The sequence below is a fragment of the Micromonospora vulcania genome, from assembly GCF_042658605.1.
GTDB classification, from domain to species: domain Bacteria; phylum Actinomycetota; class Actinomycetes; order Mycobacteriales; family Micromonosporaceae; genus Micromonospora; species Micromonospora vulcania.
Window position 1 is genome coordinate 26,037 of sequence record NZ_JBHSQS010000023.1, and the last position, 18,394, is coordinate 44,430.

The 18,394-nt window shown below is 72.4% G+C and carries 18 protein-coding genes; 5 read left to right on the plus strand and 13 right to left on the minus strand.

All coding sequences use genetic code 11. The features are described from left to right. Positions 1–74 precede the first annotated feature (74 nt). The 3 genes from ACFQGL_RS26790 to ACFQGL_RS26800 form a co-directional block, all read right to left on the minus strand. Entirely contained in the window at positions 75–359 is a 285-nt protein-coding gene (locus ACFQGL_RS26790) for a GlsB/YeaQ/YmgE family stress response membrane protein (RefSeq protein ID WP_377515253.1), read from the minus strand. Positions 360–827: 468 nt separating this feature from the next. Then, a complete protein-coding gene (gene lepA, locus ACFQGL_RS26795; RefSeq protein WP_377515254.1) occupies positions 828–2,705 on the minus strand; it encodes a translation elongation factor 4 in 1,878 nt (625 codons plus the stop codon). 194 nt (positions 2,706–2,899) lie between these two features. Next, positions 2,900–3,436, minus strand: a complete 537-nt coding sequence (locus tag ACFQGL_RS26800) for a DUF4240 domain-containing protein (protein WP_377515255.1) — start codon at positions 3,434–3,436, stop codon at positions 2,900–2,902. Positions 3,437–3,497: 61 nt separating this feature from the next. On the opposite strand from ACFQGL_RS26800, the gene ACFQGL_RS26805 reads away from it, so the two are divergent. Beyond that, a complete protein-coding gene (locus tag ACFQGL_RS26805) occupies positions 3,498–4,484 on the plus strand; it encodes a phosphotransferase family protein (RefSeq protein ID WP_377515257.1) in 987 nt (328 codons plus the stop codon). Between the two features lie 168 nt (positions 4,485–4,652). Continuing rightward, on the plus strand, positions 4,653–4,919 hold the full coding sequence (rpsT, locus tag ACFQGL_RS26810; RefSeq protein WP_377515259.1) for a 30S ribosomal protein S20: 267 nt from the start codon (positions 4,653–4,655) through the stop codon (positions 4,917–4,919). Between the two features lie 94 nt (positions 4,920–5,013). On the opposite strand, the gene ACFQGL_RS26815 is transcribed toward rpsT, so the two are convergent. From ACFQGL_RS26815 to ACFQGL_RS26835, 5 genes are all read right to left on the minus strand, one after another. Further along, positions 5,014–5,430 (minus strand): hypothetical protein, encoded by a 417-nt coding sequence (locus ACFQGL_RS26815; RefSeq protein WP_377515260.1) that lies wholly within the window; start codon positions 5,428–5,430, stop codon positions 5,014–5,016. Beyond that, positions 5,427–6,407 (minus strand): DNA polymerase III subunit delta, encoded by a 981-nt coding sequence (gene holA / locus ACFQGL_RS26820; protein ID WP_377515309.1) that lies wholly within the window; start codon positions 6,405–6,407, stop codon positions 5,427–5,429. The genes ACFQGL_RS26815 and holA overlap by 4 nt, the downstream gene beginning before the upstream one ends. 149 nt (positions 6,408–6,556) lie before the next feature. Then, positions 6,557–8,938: a ComEC/Rec2 family competence protein gene (locus ACFQGL_RS26825; RefSeq protein ID WP_377515261.1), complete on the minus strand. Its 2,382-nt coding sequence runs from the start codon at positions 8,936–8,938 to the stop codon at positions 6,557–6,559. Further along, positions 8,935–9,756, minus strand: coding sequence for a ComEA family DNA-binding protein (locus ACFQGL_RS26830; protein ID WP_377515262.1), 822 nt, complete (start codon positions 9,754–9,756; stop codon positions 8,935–8,937). Before ACFQGL_RS26830 ends, ACFQGL_RS26825 begins: the two co-directional genes overlap by 4 nt. Before the next feature lie 170 nt (positions 9,757–9,926). Next, a complete protein-coding gene (locus ACFQGL_RS26835) occupies positions 9,927–10,301 on the minus strand; it encodes a VOC family protein (protein WP_377515263.1) in 375 nt (124 codons plus the stop codon). A 334-nt stretch (positions 10,302–10,635) separates the two neighbouring features. Here ACFQGL_RS26835 and ACFQGL_RS26840 point away from each other — a divergent pair, with 334 nt between their 5' ends. Beyond that, positions 10,636–10,992 (plus strand): hypothetical protein, encoded by a 357-nt coding sequence (locus ACFQGL_RS26840; RefSeq protein WP_377515265.1) that lies wholly within the window; start codon positions 10,636–10,638, stop codon positions 10,990–10,992. Positions 10,993–10,994: 2 nt separating this feature from the next. Here ACFQGL_RS26840 and ACFQGL_RS26845 read toward each other — a convergent pair whose 3' ends face one another. From ACFQGL_RS26845 to nadD, 4 genes are all read right to left on the minus strand, one after another. Continuing rightward, positions 10,995–11,858 (minus strand): DegV family protein, encoded by an 864-nt coding sequence (locus ACFQGL_RS26845; protein ID WP_377515266.1) that lies wholly within the window; start codon positions 11,856–11,858, stop codon positions 10,995–10,997. Positions 11,859–11,906: 48 nt separating this feature from the next. Continuing rightward, a complete protein-coding gene (locus ACFQGL_RS26850) occupies positions 11,907–12,536 on the minus strand; it encodes a histidine phosphatase family protein (RefSeq protein ID WP_377515268.1) in 630 nt (209 codons plus the stop codon). Beyond that, positions 12,533–12,937 carry a ribosome silencing factor gene (gene rsfS / locus ACFQGL_RS26855; RefSeq protein ID WP_377515269.1) on the minus strand — a complete coding sequence of 135 codons (405 nt, stop codon included), beginning with the start codon at positions 12,935–12,937 and terminating at the stop codon, positions 12,533–12,535. The genes ACFQGL_RS26850 and rsfS overlap by 4 nt, the downstream gene beginning before the upstream one ends. 110 nt (positions 12,938–13,047) lie before the next feature. Further along, positions 13,048–13,644 carry a nicotinate-nucleotide adenylyltransferase gene (gene nadD, locus ACFQGL_RS26860; protein ID WP_377515270.1) on the minus strand — a complete coding sequence of 199 codons (597 nt, stop codon included), beginning with the start codon at positions 13,642–13,644 and terminating at the stop codon, positions 13,048–13,050. A gap of 122 nt (positions 13,645–13,766) precedes the next feature. Here nadD and ACFQGL_RS26865 point away from each other — a divergent pair, with 122 nt between their 5' ends. After that, positions 13,767–14,414: a PadR family transcriptional regulator gene (locus ACFQGL_RS26865; RefSeq protein WP_377515271.1), complete on the plus strand. Its 648-nt coding sequence runs from the start codon at positions 13,767–13,769 to the stop codon at positions 14,412–14,414. A gap of 163 nt (positions 14,415–14,577) precedes the next feature. Beyond that, positions 14,578–15,783 carry an FAD-dependent oxidoreductase gene (locus tag ACFQGL_RS26870; protein WP_377515272.1) on the plus strand — a complete coding sequence of 402 codons (1,206 nt, stop codon included), beginning with the start codon at positions 14,578–14,580 and terminating at the stop codon, positions 15,781–15,783. Between the two features lie 55 nt (positions 15,784–15,838). Here the strand turns inward: ACFQGL_RS26870 and pepN are convergent, their stop codons facing one another. After that, a complete protein-coding gene (gene pepN / locus ACFQGL_RS26875; RefSeq protein ID WP_377515273.1) occupies positions 15,839–18,358 on the minus strand; it encodes an aminopeptidase N in 2,520 nt (839 codons plus the stop codon). Positions 18,359–18,394: the final 36 nt, after the last annotated feature.

Here is an 18,394-nt window from a genome sequence, read left to right on the forward strand (position 1 = left end):
AGCACGAAAGAGCGCCCGGCCATCGGCCGGGCGCTCTTTTTCCGCATTGGATGGTGCCGAATGATGCCGGGTTGTTATCGGGTGACGCGTCGACGTCCGCCCACACCAGCCACCAGCGCGACCGCGATGGCCGCCACGACGACCTGCACCAGCAGCTCGCCCCAGTCGATACCGTTCGTCTCCGTCGCGATACCGATCGCCCGCGCCAGCACGGTACCCAGCAGGGCCGCACCGACACCGATCAGCATGTGCAGCCACATCGGCATGTTCTGCCGGCCCGGAACGACCAGACGGCCCAACGCGCCGACGATGAGACCAACAACGAGTGCAGTGATGATGCCCCACACGGTGAGCTCCACGGTCGCCCTCCTTCAAAGAATGTCCGACACACGATGTGTGCTTCCTGTTGTGACCGCTAAGTGCCCGAGCCGCCAAAAGTCCAAACCGACTCAACTCAAGGCGCAGCGTGAAGCGTCGATGCCTGGCGGGTGCGTCGAATAGCTCGGGAGCGCGTCCATACAGGTGGCAGGCCATCTCGACGGACCGCCGGCCGCCCCACGAGGTCCAAGAAATTTCCGCCGAACGCCGCCAGCGGACGTTGCCGCCAAGCGCTGGGCACGGGGCGCCGGGCTGCGTCCGCGGCTGCGGACGACGTACAGAAGCCGCCGCGGACGACGTACAGGAGGAGCCGGATACGGCAACGGCCGGCACCCCGTTGGGCGGTCGGGTCTGCCGACCGGCCCGGCCGGGGCACCGGCCGTGTTCGTCGACCAGCGCCGGGGCACCGGCCGTGTTGGTCGATCAGCGCCGGGGCACCGGCGCCGGGGTCACTTCTTGTTGGCGGGCTTGCCGTCACCGGAGTCGGAGGAGAGCGCGGCGATGAAGGCCTCCTGCGGCACCTCGACCCGGCCGACCATCTTCATCCGCTTCTTGCCTTCCTTCTGCTTCTCCAGCAGCTTGCGCTTACGGCTGATGTCACCGCCGTAGCACTTGGCGAGCACGTCCTTGCGGATCGCCCGGATGGTCTCGCGGGCGATGACCCGGCTGCCGATGGCCGCCTGGATCGGCACCTCGAACTGCTGGCGCGGAATCAGGGTACGGAGCTTGGCGGCGATGGTGACGCCGTAGTTGTACGCCTTGTCCTTGTGCACGATGGCGCTGAACGCGTCCACCGCCTCGCCGTGCAGCAGGATGTCCACCTTCACCAGGTCGGACGCCTGCTCGTCGGAGGGCTCGTAGTCGAGCGAGGCGTAGCCCTTGGTACGGCTCTTCAACTGGTCGAAGAAGTCGTAGATGATTTCGGCGAGGGGCAGCGTGTAGCGCAGCTCCACCCGGTCGGCGGAGAGGTAGTCCATGCCCAGCAGGCTGCCGCGTCGGCCCTGGCAGAGCTCCATCACCGCGCCCACGTAGTCGTTGGGCGTCAGTACGGTGGCTCGGACCACTGGCTCGTACACCTCGGCGATCTTGCCGGTGGGGTACTCGCTGGGGTTGGTGACGACGATCTCCTCGCCGTCGTCGGTGATCGCGCGATAGACCACGTTCGGCGCGGTGGAGATCAGGTCGAGGTTGTACTCGCGCTCCAGCCGCTCCCGGATGATCTCCAGGTGGAGCAGGCCGAGGAAGCCGCAGCGGAAGCCGAAGCCGAGCGCGCCGGAGGTCTCCGGCTCGTAGTCCAGTGCGGCGTCGTTGAGCTTGAGCTTGTCCAGAGCCTCACGAAGATTGGGGTAGTCAGACCCGTCGATCGGGTAGAGGCCGGAGTAGACCATCGGCTTCGGGTCCTTGTAACCACCGAGCGGCTCGGTCGCCGGCCGGCTGTTGATGGTGACCGTGTCACCGACCCGGGACTGCCGGACGTCCTTCACACCGGTGATCAGGTAGCCCACCTCGCCGACACCGAGCCCGTCGGCCTTGACCATCTCGGGCGAGATGACGCCGATCTCCAGCAGCTCGTGCACCGCCCCGGTGGACATCATCTTGATCCGGTCCCGGGCGCTGATCCGGCCGTCGATGACCCGGACGTAGGTGACCACGCCGCGGTAGACGTCGTACACCGAATCGAAGATCATCGCCCGGGCGGGCGCCGCGGCGTCGCCGACCGGCGTGGTGAACTGCCGGACGATCTCGTCGAGCAGGTGCGGCACGCCCTCGCCGGTCTTGCCGGAGACCCGGATGCAGTCGGCGGGGTCGCCGCCGATCAGGTGGGCCAACTCCTCGGCGTACTTCTCCGGCTGCGCGGCCGGCAGGTCGATCTTGTTGAGCACCGGGATGATGCGCAGGTCGTTCTCGAGCGCCAGGTAGAGGTTGGCCAGCGTCTGCGCCTCGATGCCCTGCGCAGCGTCGACCAGCAGCACGGCACCCTCGCAGGCGGCCAGCGACCGGGACACCTCGTAGGTGAAGTCCACGTGACCCGGGGTGTCGATCATGTTGAGCACCGCGTGCTCGCCGACCCGGTCGCCGTCGCGGATGGTCCACGGCATCCGGACGGCCTGGCTCTTGATGGTGATGCCGCGCTCGCGCTCGATGTCCATCCGGTCGAGGTACTGCGCACGCATCTGCCGGGGGTCGACCACGCCGGTGAGCTGCAACATCCGGTCGGCCAGGGTCGACTTCCCGTGGTCGATGTGGGCGATGATGCCGAAGTTCCGGATGCGCGCCGGGTCGGTTGCACCGGGAGCGTTCCGGGCGGAATCGGGCGTCGGTGGCACAGCGGTCCGTTCTGATCGGCTGACGTGAGCGGGCCGGCGCGACGCCGACCCTGTCTATGATCCCACGCCGCCGGGGCGCGCCCACTGCGCGGGCGATCCTCCCCGCCGCCAGGCCGGCGACGGGAACGCCATCGGATGCGACGGAACGCCGCCGGGACGAGACCGGAACGCTGCCGGGACGCGCGCGGCCCCGTTCACTCCATCGGCGGCTCCACGAAGAGCGCGGCCAGCCGGGGCAGCCGGCGGCGGGCCTCCTCCTCGTCGTCGAAGTCCCAGAAGTCGTTGAGGTCCGGTACGCGTACCGGATCCCGGTCCGCCGGCAGCTCGGCGGCGGTGGCCTTGCGGTACGCGTCCCACGGCACCGCCAGCATCTGCTCGGCGGAGAACTCCTCGCCGCTGAGCGAGGCGGCCCGCACCTGGGGCAGTTCGGCCAGCGAGTCCGGCTCGCCGACCGCGCGGGCGAAGACCGCGCGGCCCTGGGTCATCAGCCAGCCCCGGAAATGCTCGAAGCCGTCGGCCGAGGCACCGCCGTTGATCAGGTACGCCGCACCCCACAGATCGGCCTTGTGCGAGGCGGCCAGCACCCGCGTCTGGTGCCGGGCGTACCCGACGATGTCCTCCGGATCGCGCTCGGCGAGCAGCGCGACGGCCCGCGCGGCGACCGGTCCCGGTTCTCCCCCACCGCCGGCGCGCGCCTCGTCGATCAGCTGCCAGAAGTCCTCGGTCCTCATGGGTTGGCAGTCTGGCAGTGTCGCCGTGCGTCGCGCACGTACCCCGGGGCAGCATGGTGGGGTGTCCCCGCCGTCGCTGCCTCCGGTGCCGTACCACGCGAGCGCGCTGCGCCCGTCGTGGCCGTCGCTGCCCGCGGCGCTGCGCGAGGCCGTCGCCGACCGGCTCGGCGCGCCGGTGGTCACCGCGCGGGTCGCGGGCGCCGGCTTCACCCGGGGCTTCGCCGCCGTGCTCGGCACGGCCGACGGCGGCCGGGCCTTCGTCAAGGCCGCACCCTCCGCCGAGCAACCGCACCTGGTCGATTGGTACGCACGGGAGGCCGCGATCCTCGATCGGCTGCCGGTCGACCTGCCGGCGCCCCGCCCCCGGTGGACCCTGTCCGAGGCGGGCTGGTTCGTGCTCTGCACCGACGCCGTCGACGGCCACACCCCACGCCTGCCCTGGGCGCCGGCCGAGTTGGAGGCCACCCTCGCCGGGTACGCCACCGTCGCCGCCGCGCTCGCCGACCCGCCCGCCGAGTTGACCACGCTCGGCCTGCCGCACCTGGCCGACCTGGCCCGCTCGGACATCCTGTGGTGGGAGGAGGTCGCCGCCGGCCGGGAGCCCGCACCGGTGCTGCCCACACCGGCACGGGGCCGGCTGCCCGAGTTGGTGGCGCTGGAGTCCCGCCTCCCCCGGTACGCCACCGCTGCGACCGGCCTGATCCACGGCGACCTGCGGGTGGACAACGTGCTGATCGACGCGCAGGGGCAGGCCTGGTTCTGCGACTGGACCTGGATCTGTTCCGGGCCGGCCTGGTTCGACCTGGCCGGCCTGCTGCTCACCGCGTACGCCGGCGGGCTGGACGCGGACCGGCTCTTCGCCGCACACCCGGTGACCGCCGGTGCGCCCCCGGACGCGTTGGACGCCACCCTGGCCGCGCTGGCCGGCTACTACCTGACGGGGGCCGCGGCGGCACCGCCGACGGCCTCGCCGCACCTGCCCGCGCACCAGCGGTGGAGCGGCGAGCAGGCGCTCGACTGGCTCGCCCGCCGCCAGGGCTGGGCGTAACCTGGGTCCCGACGGGCCGGGTGATCGGCGCGTTCGGGCGCGCGGGGACCGAGCCGTTTTGGCTCGTCCCGGGCGACCTGGTAACCTGGCTCTTCGCGCAGCGATGACGCATGTTCGTCATCTCGCGCACAAGCTGACCAACCCGAGCTATCAAGACGAGGCTGTCGCGTGGCGAACATCAAGTCCCAGATCAAGCGCAACCGGCAGAACGAGAAGGCCCGGCTGCGCAACAAGTCGGTCAAGTCGTCGCTGAAGACCGCCGTCCGGAAGTTCCACGAGGCCGCTGAGGCCGGTGACGTCGAGAAGGCCACCGCTCTCATGCAGGACGCCTCGCGCAAGCTGGACAAGGCCGTCAGCAAGGGCGTGATCCACTCCAACCAGGCCGCGAACCGCAAGTCCGCGATCGCGAAGCGCGTGGTGGAGCTCTCCGCCTGACGACATACCGTCAGACTGAACTCGGAAAGCCCCGGACCTCGGTCCGGGGCTTCCGTGTGTCCGGCCGCCGTGTGTCCGGCCGCCGAAACCAGGCTTACCGGTCGACGTGGTTCGCGGGTGGCACCGGCTCGACGGTGATCACCGCGCCGGTGACGCTTTGCGTGACCCACTCCACCCGGGCCCGGCCGACCACCGGCTCCATCTGCCGGCGGAAGCGGTCCCGTTCCTGCTCGGGCACGAGCGCGGCGGACCGGACGACGACCGCGGCCACCATGTCGTTCAGCTTGACCATCGCCGCCACCACGGCGGGCAGCACCAGCACCGCCCACCAGGTGACCAACTCGGCGAGGGCGAGCAGCACGGCCAACGCGATGGTGCCCTCGAAGAAGAGGAAGCAGAGCACCCCGCCGGGGTTGACGAACCGCAGGCCGAGGAGCCGGGCGTAGAGCGGCCGGTAGTGCTCCTCGTCGGTGGGGATGGTGGCCCACGCCGTGCGGTTCGGCCCCGTCACCGGGTGCTGCCCTGCCGGGCCGCCGCGACCGAGAAGACGGCCCGTTCCAGGGCGTACGCCCGGTCGTCCGAGCCACCCTTGACGGCCGCGTTGCACTCGGCGGCGGCCTGCATGGCCCGGACCAGCCCCTCCGGCGTCCAGCCGCGCCCCTGCCGCTGCGCCCGCTCGATCTTCCAGGCCGGCATCCCGAGGCTGCTGGCCAACTGGTACGGGTTGCCCCGCCCGGCCGACGCCACCCGGGCCACCGTCCGTACCCCGTCGGCCAGCGCGTCCGCGATGGGCACCGGGTCGACCCCGACGTGCAGAGCCCAGCGCAGCGCCTCCAGCGCGCCCGGGACGTCGCCGACCATGGTGGCGTCCGCCACCGTGAAGCCGGTCACCTCGACCCGCCCCCGGTAGTAGCGGGCGACCGTGTCGGCGCCGATCCGACCGTCCGTGTCGGCGATCAACTGGGAGCAGGCGGCGGACAGCTCGCGAAGATCGTTGCCGACCGCCGCGATCAGCGCCTCGGCGGCGTCGTCGGTGCACTTGCCACCGGCCCGGCGGATCTCGTCGCGGACGAAGGCCACCCGCTCGCGGTGCCCCTTGAGCTTGACTGCCGGGACCACGGTGGCACCGGCCGCCCGCAGCCCGTCGGCGAACGCCTTGCCCTTGGCGGCGCCCAGGTGCAGCACCAGTAGCTGGACCTCCGGGTCGGGGCTCTTCGCGTACGCCAGAAGCGCGGTGACCAGGTCTTTGCGGGCGTCCTGGCCGGAGCGCAGGATGAGCAGCCGCCGCCCGCCGAACAGCGAAGGGCTGATCATCTCGGCGATCTCGCCAACGGTGAGCGCAGCGGCCTGGTATTCGCGGACGTCCACGTCGGGGTCGACGCTGCGAGCCCGCGCGACAGCTTCGGTCACGGCGCGCGTGGCGAGCAGTTCCTCATCACCGAGGACGAGCAGAATGGGGGCGAGGCTGGCCGGGGTCACGCCGCCCATATTCGCACGGTCCACGGTCGGATCGTGCCTGGTCATTCGCCACTGGGGCGGCGCAGCCCGCACTCAGCGCAAATCCAGACATTCATCACAGTTCACCACCTAATCCATAAGTCACCCGCGAAGACGGAACGGACGCGGGCTCCGTCAATTCAGGATCGTCGGCCCGGTGGCACCCCCCGGTGGACCACCGCCAGACCAGCTCCGGACCGGACCGCCGCCACGTCGCCGTCGGTGTCGGTCCGCAGCACCCGTACGCCGCCCCTGCCCAGCCGGGCGAGCAACCCCAGGTTCGGGTGCCCGTAGGTGTTGCCGGTGCCCACCGGCACCAGCGCGACCGCCGGCCGTACCGCGTCGAGGAAGCCCATGTCCTGGTACGCCGAACCGTGGTGGGCGATCTTCAGCACCTCCGCCCGGAGCTGCTCCGGCCCCGCGCGCGCCAGGATCGCGTGCTGCTCCTCGGTCTCCGCGTCACCGGACAGCAGGATCCGCACTCCACCCACCGTGGCGCGCAGCACGAGCGAATTGTTGTTCGGGTCGGACCTGGTGCCGGCCAGTGGATAGGGCGGGCCGAGCACCAACAGGTCCACCCCGCCGACCGGATGGCGAGCGCCAGCGACGGTGGACAACAGCGCCGCCCGGCCGATGGTCGCCGCCGCGTAAACCAGGTCGCGACCGCTCTGCGGATCGGTCGACGGTGGAGTCAGCACGGCGGCCACCCGTCGCCCCCGGAACACCCCGGCCACCCCACCCACGTGGTCGGCGTGGAAGTGGCTGACCACCAGCAACGGCACCTCCCGTACGCCGAGCCGCCGCAGGCAGCCGTCCACCGCCGCCGGCTCCGGCCCGGCGTCCACCACCACCGCCCGCCCGGCGTCGACCGGCAGGACCAGGGCGTCGCCCTGGCCCACCGCGCAGGCCACCACCACCCAGCCGGGCGGCGGCCAGCCGGAGGCCACCAGCCGAACCGGGAAGGCACCGAGCAGCACCGCGACGCCGACCACCGCCACCAGCCGCCGTACCAGTGGCCGCCGCACCGCGACCAGCAGCGCCACGGTCAACCCGGCCAGCAGCAGGGCGCCTGCCACCCCGCCGGGCCACGGCAGCGTGCCGGCCGGCAGCCGGGCGCCCTGCCGGGCGATGACCACCAGCCACCAGGCCGGCCAACTCGCCAACCACGCGGCGAACTCGGCGCCGGCCGGCCAAAGGGGCGACACCGTGGCCGCCACCACGCCCAGGACGGTCGCCGGTGCGATGGCCGGCACCGCCAGCAGGTTGGCCGGCACCGCCACCAGGCTGACCGTCCCCGAGATGCCGGCGACGACCGGTCCGCAGGCCAGTTGTGCCGCCGCCGGCACGGCCAGCGCCTCGGCCAGCCCCGCCGGGACACCCCGCCGACGCAACCCGTCCCGCCAGCGCGGCGCGAGCAGCAGCAGGCCACCGGTGGCCAGCACGGACAGCGCGAACCCGGCATCGCCCGCAAGCTCCGGGTCGACCAGCACCAGCACGGTGATGGCGGCGGCCAACGCGGGCAGCGCGGCCCGGGGGCGGCCGGCGGTCAGCGCCGCGAGGCCGATCGCGCCCATCGTGGCGGCTCGAACGACGCTCGGCGAAGGGCGGACCAGGATGACGAACCCCACCAACGCCAACCCGCATAGCCCGGCGGCCAGCCACGGGCCGGCCCGCGCCCACCGAGCGAGCAGCAACACGGCGCCTACGACAATCGCGACATTGGATCCCGAAACAGCATTGAGGTGTGTCATTCCGGTGGCCTGGAAGTCTTCCTCGACGGCGGGTGGCAACCGGCTGGTGTCGCCCACCACCAGCCCTGGTAGCAGGCCACCCGGCTCGTCGGGGAGTGGGGCGCAGGCCCGTTGCAGGCCGGCACGCAGCGTCCCGGCGGCGCGCTGCGCCCAGGAGGGCACACCATGGCGTACGGGTGGGCCGGTGGTGCTGAGCACCGCTGCGGTGAGGTCACCGCCGCGCGGGACACCGAGCCGCCCCTCGGCGGTGACGCGCTGCCCCGGCAGCAGCCCGCGCCAGGCCGGATCCGTGGCCAGGGTCAACACCCGTACCGGCGCGTGGACCCGCCCGCCGGCTGGGCCGGTGAGCTGGACCAACTCGGTCGAGACCAGCAGCATGCCTGGTCGCCCGGCGGACCGGATCGGCCGCGGGTCGTCCCGGACGATCAGGTCCGCGGTGACCGGGGCGTGCTGCTCGGCCAGGGCACGGATCGGCGGCGCATCCCGGACGACGAGCCGGGCACCGGTGGCCGCCGCCCCGCAGACCACGCCGAGGCCGACCGCGACGCCGATCCACCCGTAGCGACGCACGACGACTCGGGGGCGGCCGAGATGGCCGAGCAGGTGCAGCGCGCCGATCGCCGTCAGACCGGTCGCCGCGCCGGCCACCAGCAGGACCACCCGGGCACCGAGGTGCAGGCCGACCAGCGCGGTGAGCCAGGCGGCCACGGCCAGCCCGGCCAGCCGCAGGTCGGGCGGCTGCGTTTCGCCGACGACGGGATGTTCGCTCACACCGTCACCAGGTCCTTGAGCTGCTCGTACCGGGCGTCGTCAATCCCGTCGACCTGCCGCAGGTCGCCGACGGACTTGAAACCGCCGTGCTGGTCGCGATGGGTGAGGATCCGCTGGGCCAACACCGGCCCCACCCCGGGCAGCGCGTCGAGCTGGGCCAGCGTCGCGGTGTTGAGATTCAGCGGCCCGCCGGCGGGTGCCGCACCGCCCGCTGCCGGCCCGCCCACACCGCCCGGTGCCGGTGGCGGCGGGGTCACCCCGACCACGATCAGCTCGCCGTCGGTGACCTTGCGGGCCGGGTTGAGCAGCGCCACGTCGACCCCGGGCAGCGCACCGCCGGCCGCCTGCAACGCATCGGCGAGCCGGGAACCGGCGGGCAGCCGCACCAGCCCGGGACGGCGGACCTTGCCGGCGACCGCCACCACCAACTCGCCTCCGCCGGACGCGTTGGGCAGGACGGCCGAGGTGTCCGGCACTTCCGCGCTGGCCAGCGGGGTGACCGGCTCCGGGTGCGGCCGGGACCGCCAGGCCCAAGCGGCGGCGACCAGCACCACCACCACCGCGACGACCGCCAGCGCCCGCACGCCGCGCCGCCCAGGGTCGAACGCACCAGGCCCGGGCAGCCGGGCGGCCGCTGGGCGCGCATCGGGTGCACCCGCGTTCGGCGCGGCGGGCGGCACCCCAACCTCGGCAGGTAGCGCACCAAACAGGGGTACGGCCCCGAGCGGCGCCTCGGCCCGCAGCGGCGGCATGCCAACCAGCGGGTCCGTCAGGCGGCGCAGGCGCTGACGTACCTCTGTCTCCTCGTCGTGCGACACAGCGCGACGCTATGGCGACGGCCAGGACGGTGGGGTGGGGCGGCGCGGCCCTGTGGACAACCACGGCCACTGTGGATAACGCCCTGATCAAGCTCTGACCTGTTATGCGCGAAGGGGCCCGGCGACACCGGTGCCGAGCCCCGACCCGCGCGCCGCCGGCGCCGGAACCGCTACAGGTACGGCCGGGTGATGATCTCGATCCCGTGTCCCGCCGGGTCCATGAAATAGAAGCCGCGCCCACCGTGCTCGGTGTTGGTCTCCCCCGGCCGCTTCATCTGCGGATCGGCCCAGTACGTGATGCCTCGCCCAGCGATGAACGCCAGGCACCGCACGAAGAGCTCGTCGTCGACAAGGAACGCGTAATGCTGCATCTGGATGTCCACCGGCGGCTCGGCGAACTGGAGCAGCACTCCCCCGTCCAGCAGGACGTTGACGAACGGCCCCCACGAAGGCGCCTCGGGCAGCTCGAACAGCTCCCGATAGAACGCGGCCGACGCCTGCTTGTCCTTGCTGGCGATGATGGTGTGGTTGAACGTGACAGTCATGCGTACCGTCTTCCCGGTCGATCCATTGACCCGACCGAAAGCTCGCGGCGTTCACCCAGCCACACGATGACGAAGCCCCAAGGGCGCCGTCGCCCCGGAATCCCGCACGAGAGACACGTCGCGTACGCGTCGATCTCGGCGTGGTGGCTGAAGTAGCCAGAACCTCCGGGGGGTAGGCCCATCTGGGGCGCGAACGCAGGCTAACACGACGCGCCCGCGTTGCTGCCGAGCGATCACGGATCGCGGGTACTCGCGGAGGTGCGAGCGGCGACTAGGGTCATCGACCAATGGGCGGCGTCGGGCCGTTCACCGCGGCCCGGTTGGGGAGCTGTCCATGATGCTGTTACTGCTGCCCGTCGTACTTCCAGTCGGGTTGGTGGTCGCCTGGGCGGTGCTGCTGCGCCTGCGCGGGGTGCCCGGCTGGCTGTTCTTCGCCTCGGGAGCCGGGCTGGCGCTGTTGTCTCTGGCGGTCGGCGACATCCTCGGTGACGCCGAGGATCAGAACACCCCGCCCGGGTGCCAGACCGGTGCCGAGGGTGGGCTGGAATGCGGATTCGGGATAGGCCGCGCGGCCGGCGTGCTCGGCGCCGTCACAGCAACCGCCTGCCTCGTGTTCCTGGCCGTGCTGTCACTGCTCCTCTGGCACCGGAACAGGACGTCCGCTCGGGACCGGGATGCCCTGACCGACTGACGTCAGTCCCGGTCGACTGGCGGGCGGCGGTGGACGACCACGCAGGCCAGCCCCGGACCGGCGTGCGCGGCGACCACCGCGCCCGCCTCGGAGACGTACGTGTCGTGCAGGCGGTCACCCAGCCGCTCGGTCAGCGCCGCGAGCAGCGCCTCGGCCCGTTGCGGCGCGGCCAGGTGGTGCACGCCGAGGTCCACTTCGTTCTCCCCGGCCGCCTCGATTGCCAGCTCGACGAGCCGGGCCACGCCCCGGCTGGCGGTACGCACCTTCTCCCGCAGCACGATCGCCCCGTCCGGCATGTGCATGATCGGCTTGACCGAGAGGGCGGTGCCGAGCAGTGCCTCGGCCGCGTTGATCCGACCGCCCCGACGGAGGAACTCCAGCGTGTCGACGTAGAACCAGACGGTGGTGCGGTCGACGGCGGCGAGGGCTGCGTCGCGTACCCCGATCAGGTCGGCGCCGGCCGCGGCGGCGGTGGCGGCCGCGATGGCCGGGAAGCCGATCCCCATGCCGGCGGAGCGACTGTCCACCACCTCGACCCGACCGCCCAGGTCGGCGGCGGCCAGCCGGGCCGCCTCGACCGTGCCGGACAGGCCGGCCGAGAGGTGCACCGACACGATCCCGTCGGCGCCGGCGTCGAGCAACCGGCGGTACGTCTGGGCGAACTGCTCGGGTGCCGGTCGGGAGGTGGTGGCCGTGACCCGCCGGCCGCTCAGGGCCAGGGTGGCGTCCGCCGGGTGGGTCTCCACCCCCTCCAGCCCCTCCGCGCCGTTGAGTACGACGGTCAGCGGGACGACGGTCAGCCGGTGCGCACGCACCAGCTCGGGCGAGAGGTAGGCGGTGGAGTCGATGACAACCGCGACGGGCATGCCCGGCACGCTAGCCGATCGAGGCACCGAACGCCGAGGCGAGAGCCCTCAGATCGCGTCGACGACGGCCGGAACGGTGGCCAGGCCGACGTTGTGCGCCCGCAACTGCCAACCCCGGACGTCGTCGTGGCGCAGCTCGGTCCAGTGGCAGTTGGCCAGGGAACCGATGGTGCGCAGCACGCTGGGGTCCCAGCCGAGCAGGTGACCGATGCCCTGCCGGGAGCCGCCACCATGGGTGGCGATCACCACGGTGCCGCCCGCTACCGCGTCGGCCGCCTCCTGCAGCGCGGCTCCGACCCGCTCACCGAGGAGGTGCAGCGGCTCCAGGTCCACGCCCGGGTCCGGGTCGCCGGCCCGCCAGCGGGCGTACTCCTCGGGGAAGCGTTCGGCGACCTCGGTGAGGTGCAGGCCCTGCCACTGGCCGAAGTGGCGTTCGCGCAGCCGGGCGTCGGTGCGGACCGACAGCCCGGTGAGCGCGGCCAGCGCGGCGGCGGTGTCCGCGGCGCGGCTCAGGTCACTGGCCACGATGGCGTCCGGCCGCAGCGCCGCGAGCAGCGGCGCGGCGGCGCGGGCCTGGTCGCGGCCCAGCTCGTTGAGGGGTACGTCGGTCTGCCCCTGGACGCGGTTGGCGGCGTTCCAGTCGGTGTTGCCGTGCCGCCAGACGATCAGCCGGGTCATTCGGCTGCGGCGGACCCAGCGTCGGCCTCGACCAGGTCGCGGTCGACGAACGGGATGGTGGGGCAGTCCTTCCAGAGCCGGTCGAGCGCGTAGAACTCGCGCTCCTCGGTGTGCTGGACGTGCACCACGATGTCGACGTAGTCGAGCAGGACCCAGCGGCCACCACGCTCGCCCTCGCGCCGCAACGGCTTGGCCTTCTCCGGAAGCTCCAGGAGGCGCTCCTCGATGGCGTCGACGATGGCCAGCACCTGACGCTCGTTGGGGGCGGCGGCGAGCACGAACGCGTCGGTGATGGCGAGCTGGTCGCCGACGTCGATGATCGTGATGTCCTCCGCCTTCTTGTCGGCGGCGGCCTGGGCGGCGGCAATCGCCAGCTCGTGAGCGCGTTCGGAAACTGTCACCGTTCTCCTTCGATCAACCCTGCGATCCTCCAAGCGTCTCATACCCGGCGACACCCCGACTTGCCAGTTCTGGCCGATTACTGCCACAAAAGCGGCGATACCGGGCGCGGTCAGCGCTGATACAAGCTCCGCTTGGCGATGTACTGCACCACACCGTCGGGCACCAGGTACCAGACCGGCTCACCCCGGGCCACCCGGGCGCGGCAGGCGGTCGACGAGATGGCCATGGCCGGGACCTGGATGAGGCTGACCGTGTCCGCCGGTAGGTGCTCGTCGGTCAGCGGAAAGCCGGGCCGGGTCACCCCGATGAAGTGGGCCAGTTCGAAGATCTCGTCCAGGTCTTTCCAGGACAGGATGCGCTGCAACGCGTCCGCGCCGGTGATGAAGAACAACTGCACCTTGGGGCCGTACTCGGCCTGCAGGTCGCGCAGGGTGTCCACCGTGTAGGTCGGCCCGCTGCGGTCGATGTCCACCCGGCTGACCTGGAACCGGGGGTTGGAGGCGGTCGCGATGACCGTCATCAGGTAGCGGTCCTCGGCGGGGCTGACCGGCTCGTCGGACTTCTGCCACGGCTGCCCGGTGGGGACGAAGACGACCTCGTCCAGGCCGAACCGGTCCGCCACCTCGCTGGCCGCGACGAGGTGCCCGTGGTGAATCGGGTCGAAGGTGCCGCCCATGATCCCGATCCGCCGGATGTCTTCCTCCACCCCGTGATCGTAGGCCGGGCGTCGTCGCCGGCCGTTTCGGCCCGGGAAGGGGTCGCAGGACAGGCACTCGTGGGCATATACTCGTTGACGAGTAATCGGCCACGAGACAGAGGAGGCGCGTCGTGCCGAAGCGGCGCAAGGTCGGCAACCTGCTGGCGCTGGCCGTGCTGTCCGCCCTGGTCCAGCGGCCGATGCACCCGTACGAGATGGCCACCGCACTGCGTTCCTGGGGCAAGGACCAGGACATGGACTTCAAGTGGGGGTCCTTCTACACGGTGATCCGCAACATGGACAAGCACCACCTGATCGAGGCCGTGGAGAGCGTCCGCGAGGGCCGACGCCCGGAACGCACCGTCTACCGGATCACCGACGCGGGGCGGGCGGAGCTGGTCGACTGGGCCCGCGAGCTGGTCTCCACGCCGATGCCGGAGCACCCCCGCTTCCGCGCCGGCCTGTCCGTGCTCGCCGCGCTGCACCCCGACGAGGCCATCGACCTGCTGCGACAGCGGCTCGCCCTGGTCGACGACGCGATCAGCCAGGACCGCGCCACGCTCGACGCGTACCTGCGGGACATCCCGCGGCTGTTCCTGGTGGAGAGCGAGTACGACCTGGCCATGCGGACCGCCGAGGCGGCCTGGCTGCGGGCCCTGCTCGCCGAGCTGACCTCGGGCAGCTACCCGGGTCTGGACACCTGGCGGGCCTACCACGAGACCGGCGAGGTGCCGGCCGAGCTGACCGAGCTGGCCGAGAGGACCAGCACCCCCGACTGACCGGACGGCTCCGGCGGGGTGCGCCAACACCCCGCCGGAGCCCTTACCCCGAACCGACGCCTGGGAAGGCGACCCGGCCCGAAGCGGCAACCAGAGGATAACCGGGGTTCCCTCCCAGGTCGGTTCGCACGCGTACGCACCGACGACAGCCCAGGGAGAGAACATGACCACGGTACGAACCGCGATCGTCATCGGCGGCGGCATCGCCGGCCCGGTGACGGCGCTCGCGCTGCACCGCGCCGGCATCACCGCCACCGTCCACGAGGCGTACCCGGCCACCGCAAGCGGCATCGGCGGCACCCTCGCGCTCGCCCCCAACGGGGTGGCCGCCCTGCGCGCGGTCGGTGCCGACGAGGCCGTGACGGCGATCGCCACCCCGATCCACCGCACCGCCATGGCCGTCGGCCGCCGCCGGATCGACCTGCCCACGCTGGCCGGGGTGCCTCCGCTGCGCGTGGTGCACCGGGCCGAGCTGCACCGGGTGCTGCACGACCGGGCGGTCGCCGAGGGCGTTCCGTTCGCGTACGGCAAGCGGCTCGTCGACGCCCAGCAGACCGACCGTGGCGTGACCGCCCGATTCGAGGACGGCAGCACCGCCACCGCGGACATCCTGATCGGCGCCGACGGCGTCCGGTCGACGGTGCGCGGTCTCATCGACCCGGCCGCGCCCGGCCCGCACTTCACCGGCCTGCTCGGCTTCGAGGCGGTGGCCCGGCACGAGGTGGACGTCGAGCCCGCCACGATGAGCTTCGCGTTCGGGCGGCGCGGCTACTACCTCTACTGGCCGGAGCCCGGCGGCGGCACCCGGTGGGGGGTCAACCTGCCGCAGCAGCGGCCGATGAGCCTCGTCGAGGCCCGCGCGGTGCCGGCGGCCGAGTGGCTGAGCAAGCTCCGCACCGCCTACGGCGACGACGACCCGGGCCGGGAGTTGATGCGGACCAGCGACGCCGACGAGCTCTCGGTGGTCGGGTCGTTGCACATCATGCCGCCCGTGCCGCACTGGCACCGGGGGCGGTTGGTGCTGGTCGGCGACGCGGCGCACGCCCCGTCCAACAGCTCCGGGCAGGGCGCGTCGCTGGCCATCGAGAGCGCCGTACAGCTCGCCCGCTGCCTTCGCGACCTGCCGGACGTGGAGTCGGCGTTCACCGCGTTCGAGCGGCTGCGCCGCGCCCGGGTGGAGAAGGTCGCCGCCCGCGCGGCCCGGATCAACCACGCCAAGGCACCGGGGCCGATCGCCCGGACGCTGCTGCCGTTGCTGATGCCGCTGCTGGTCCGCACCGCCATGGACCCGGAGAAGACGGTCGCTCACGAGCAGCGTTACGTCATCGACTGGGACGCCCCGGTCACGGCGGAGCCCGCACTGCGCTGAGCCCGAGCGCGGGGTGGCGCACCGTCGCGGTGTGCCACCCCGTGCCCGACCGGGCTCAGGCCGCCGTGGCGGCCACCGCCGTCCGGGCGATCAGCGCGCGGCGCAGGTCGTCGTCGGCGTCGGTGACCACCCGGCGCAGGCCGGGGGTCAGGTCGTCGCGGGCCAGCAGCGCCGCGGCCGCCTCCCGGGTCGGCTGCGCCACGGCGTAGTGGGGGAACGCCAGCTTGGCCACCCGGTCGGCGGTCCAGGCGGTACGCGAACTCGCGGCGGCCGGCATCTCGGCGAAGTACCGCCCGACGTATGCCTCGGTCAGCTCGGCCTGCTCGGGGTGCCAGAACCCCTCGGCGGTCGCCTCCAGTAGCCGGTTGGACAGCTCGCTGCTCCGGACGATCAGCTCCCAGGCTGCCTGCTTGGCGGCCGGATCGGGCCGGCTGGCCCGGCAGCGGGCGGCCCGTTCGGCGCCGGTGGCGCTGCGGTCGGCGGCTTCCTCGGCGGCGATCTCCGCCTCCCCGGCGGCACCCAGCACCACCAGTCGGCGCAGCACCGACCAGCGCAGCTCCGCGTCGAGCGCCAACCCGGTCGGCACGTCCCGGCCGGCGAGCCAACCGGTGAGCAGGTCCACGTCGGTGGTCGCGGCGATCCAGCCCCGCGCGGCGGCAAGCTGCAACGACTCCCCCGCCGGCGCACCGTCGAGCAGCTGTCGGCACGCCTTGGCCACCCGGGCCAGCGCCGCCGACCGGGTCAGCGGATCGAGGTAACGGTCGACCAGCGACCGGCTGAGGGCGAGCACGTCCTCCGCGATGATCACCTCGGTCTCGGCCGGCAGCGCGGCGACCATCAGGTCGACCAGGCCGGTGACCGGCCGCTCCCCGTCGGTCGCCGCGTCCAGCGCCGCGCTCCAGAGCAACGCCCGCGCCAGCGGGTCGGCCAGGCCGGGCAACACCAGTGGCACGGCGTCCGCGGACGCCTCGTCGAGGCGCACCTTGGCGAAGGTGAGGTCGCCGTCGTTGGGCAGCAACAGCCGGGCCGCCGGGGCGCCGGTCAGCTCGCCCAGGACGGTACGACCGCCGTCGGTGTCCGGATCGAGGTCGACCTCGGCGCGCTGCACGCTGCCGTCCGCCGAATAGCGGGCCACGCCGATCCGATGTGGACGCAGCACCGGGTGCGACTCGGGCGCGGTCTGCACCACGGCCACCTCGGTGTAGCGGCCGTCGGCGTCGACGGCGACCTCCGCGCGCAGCGTGTTGACCTGCGGCTGACGCAGCCAGCGCTCGGCCCAGCCGGTGAGGTCCCGGCCGCTGGCGGCGGAAAGGCTGGCCAGCAGGTCGGCGAGGGTCGCGTTGCCGAAGCGGTGCGCGGCGAAGTGCGCGTTCAGGCCGGCCAGGAACGCCTCGTCGCCGAGCCACGCGACCAGCTGCCGGAGCACGCTGGCCCCCTTGGCGTACGAGATGCCGTCGAAGTTGAGCAGGCCCTCGTCGGCGTCGGCCACCTCCTGCGGCGCGACGGGGTGGGTGGAGGGGCGCTGGTCGGCGGCGTACCCCCAAGCCTTGCGCCGCATGGCGAAGGTGGTCCACGCCTGGTCGTACCGGGTCGCCTCGGCGGTGACCCGGGTGCCCAGGTATTCCGCGAACGACTCGTTCAGCCACAGGTCGTCCCACCAGCGCATGGTGACCAGGTCACCGAACCACATGTGCGCCATCTCGTGGGCGATGGTGGTGGCCCGCAGCTCGCGCTGGGTGTCGGTGACCGCCGACCGGAACACGTAGTCGTCGCGGAAGGTGACGATGCCCGGGTTCTCCATCGCACCGCCGTTGAACTCGGGCACGAACGCCTGGTCGTACTTGCCGAACGGGTAGCGCTCGGTAAAGAGCTGATGGAACCGGTCCAGGCACTGCCCGGTGATGGTGAAGATCTCCTCGGCGTCGGCGTCCAGGTGCTCGGCGAGCGAGCGTCGGCAGTAGATGCCCAGCGGCACGCCGTCGTGCTCGGCCCGCCGCACGTGGTATGGCCCGGCGATCAGGGAGAAGAAGTAGGTGGCCAGCGGCGCGGTCGGGGCGAATTCCCAGCGCCCGGGCGCCGGGTTGGCGGCCAGCTCGGCGTTGCTGGAGACCGTCCAATGCGCCGGGGCGGTGACCGCGAGGACGAACGACGCCTTGAGGTCGGGCTGGTCGAAGGCGGCGAAGATGCGCTGCACGTTGTCGAGGAACGTCACCGCGTAGAGGTAGGTCTCACCGTCGGCCGGGTCGACGAAGCGGTGCATCCCCTCGCCGGTGTTGGAATATGCCATCTCCGCCTCGACGACCAGCGTGTTCGCGTCGGCCAGGTCGCCCAACGCCAACCGGTTGTCGGTCAACGCGTCGGGGTCGATGTCGCGGTCGTTGAGGCGTACCGCCAGCAGTTTGGCGGGCTTGATCTCGGCGAAGGTGGTGGTGGTGCCGGGGGCCGCCCGGAACCGAATCTCGACACGGGAGCGGAACAGGTCGCCGCCGCCGGTCAGGTCGAGGTCCACGTGATAGGACTCGACAGTAATCGCCGCGCCACGCGCGGTCGCCTCTACACGGGTCAGGCTCGGCATCCGCTTATCCTGCCCGATGGGGATCCGTACGAGGTC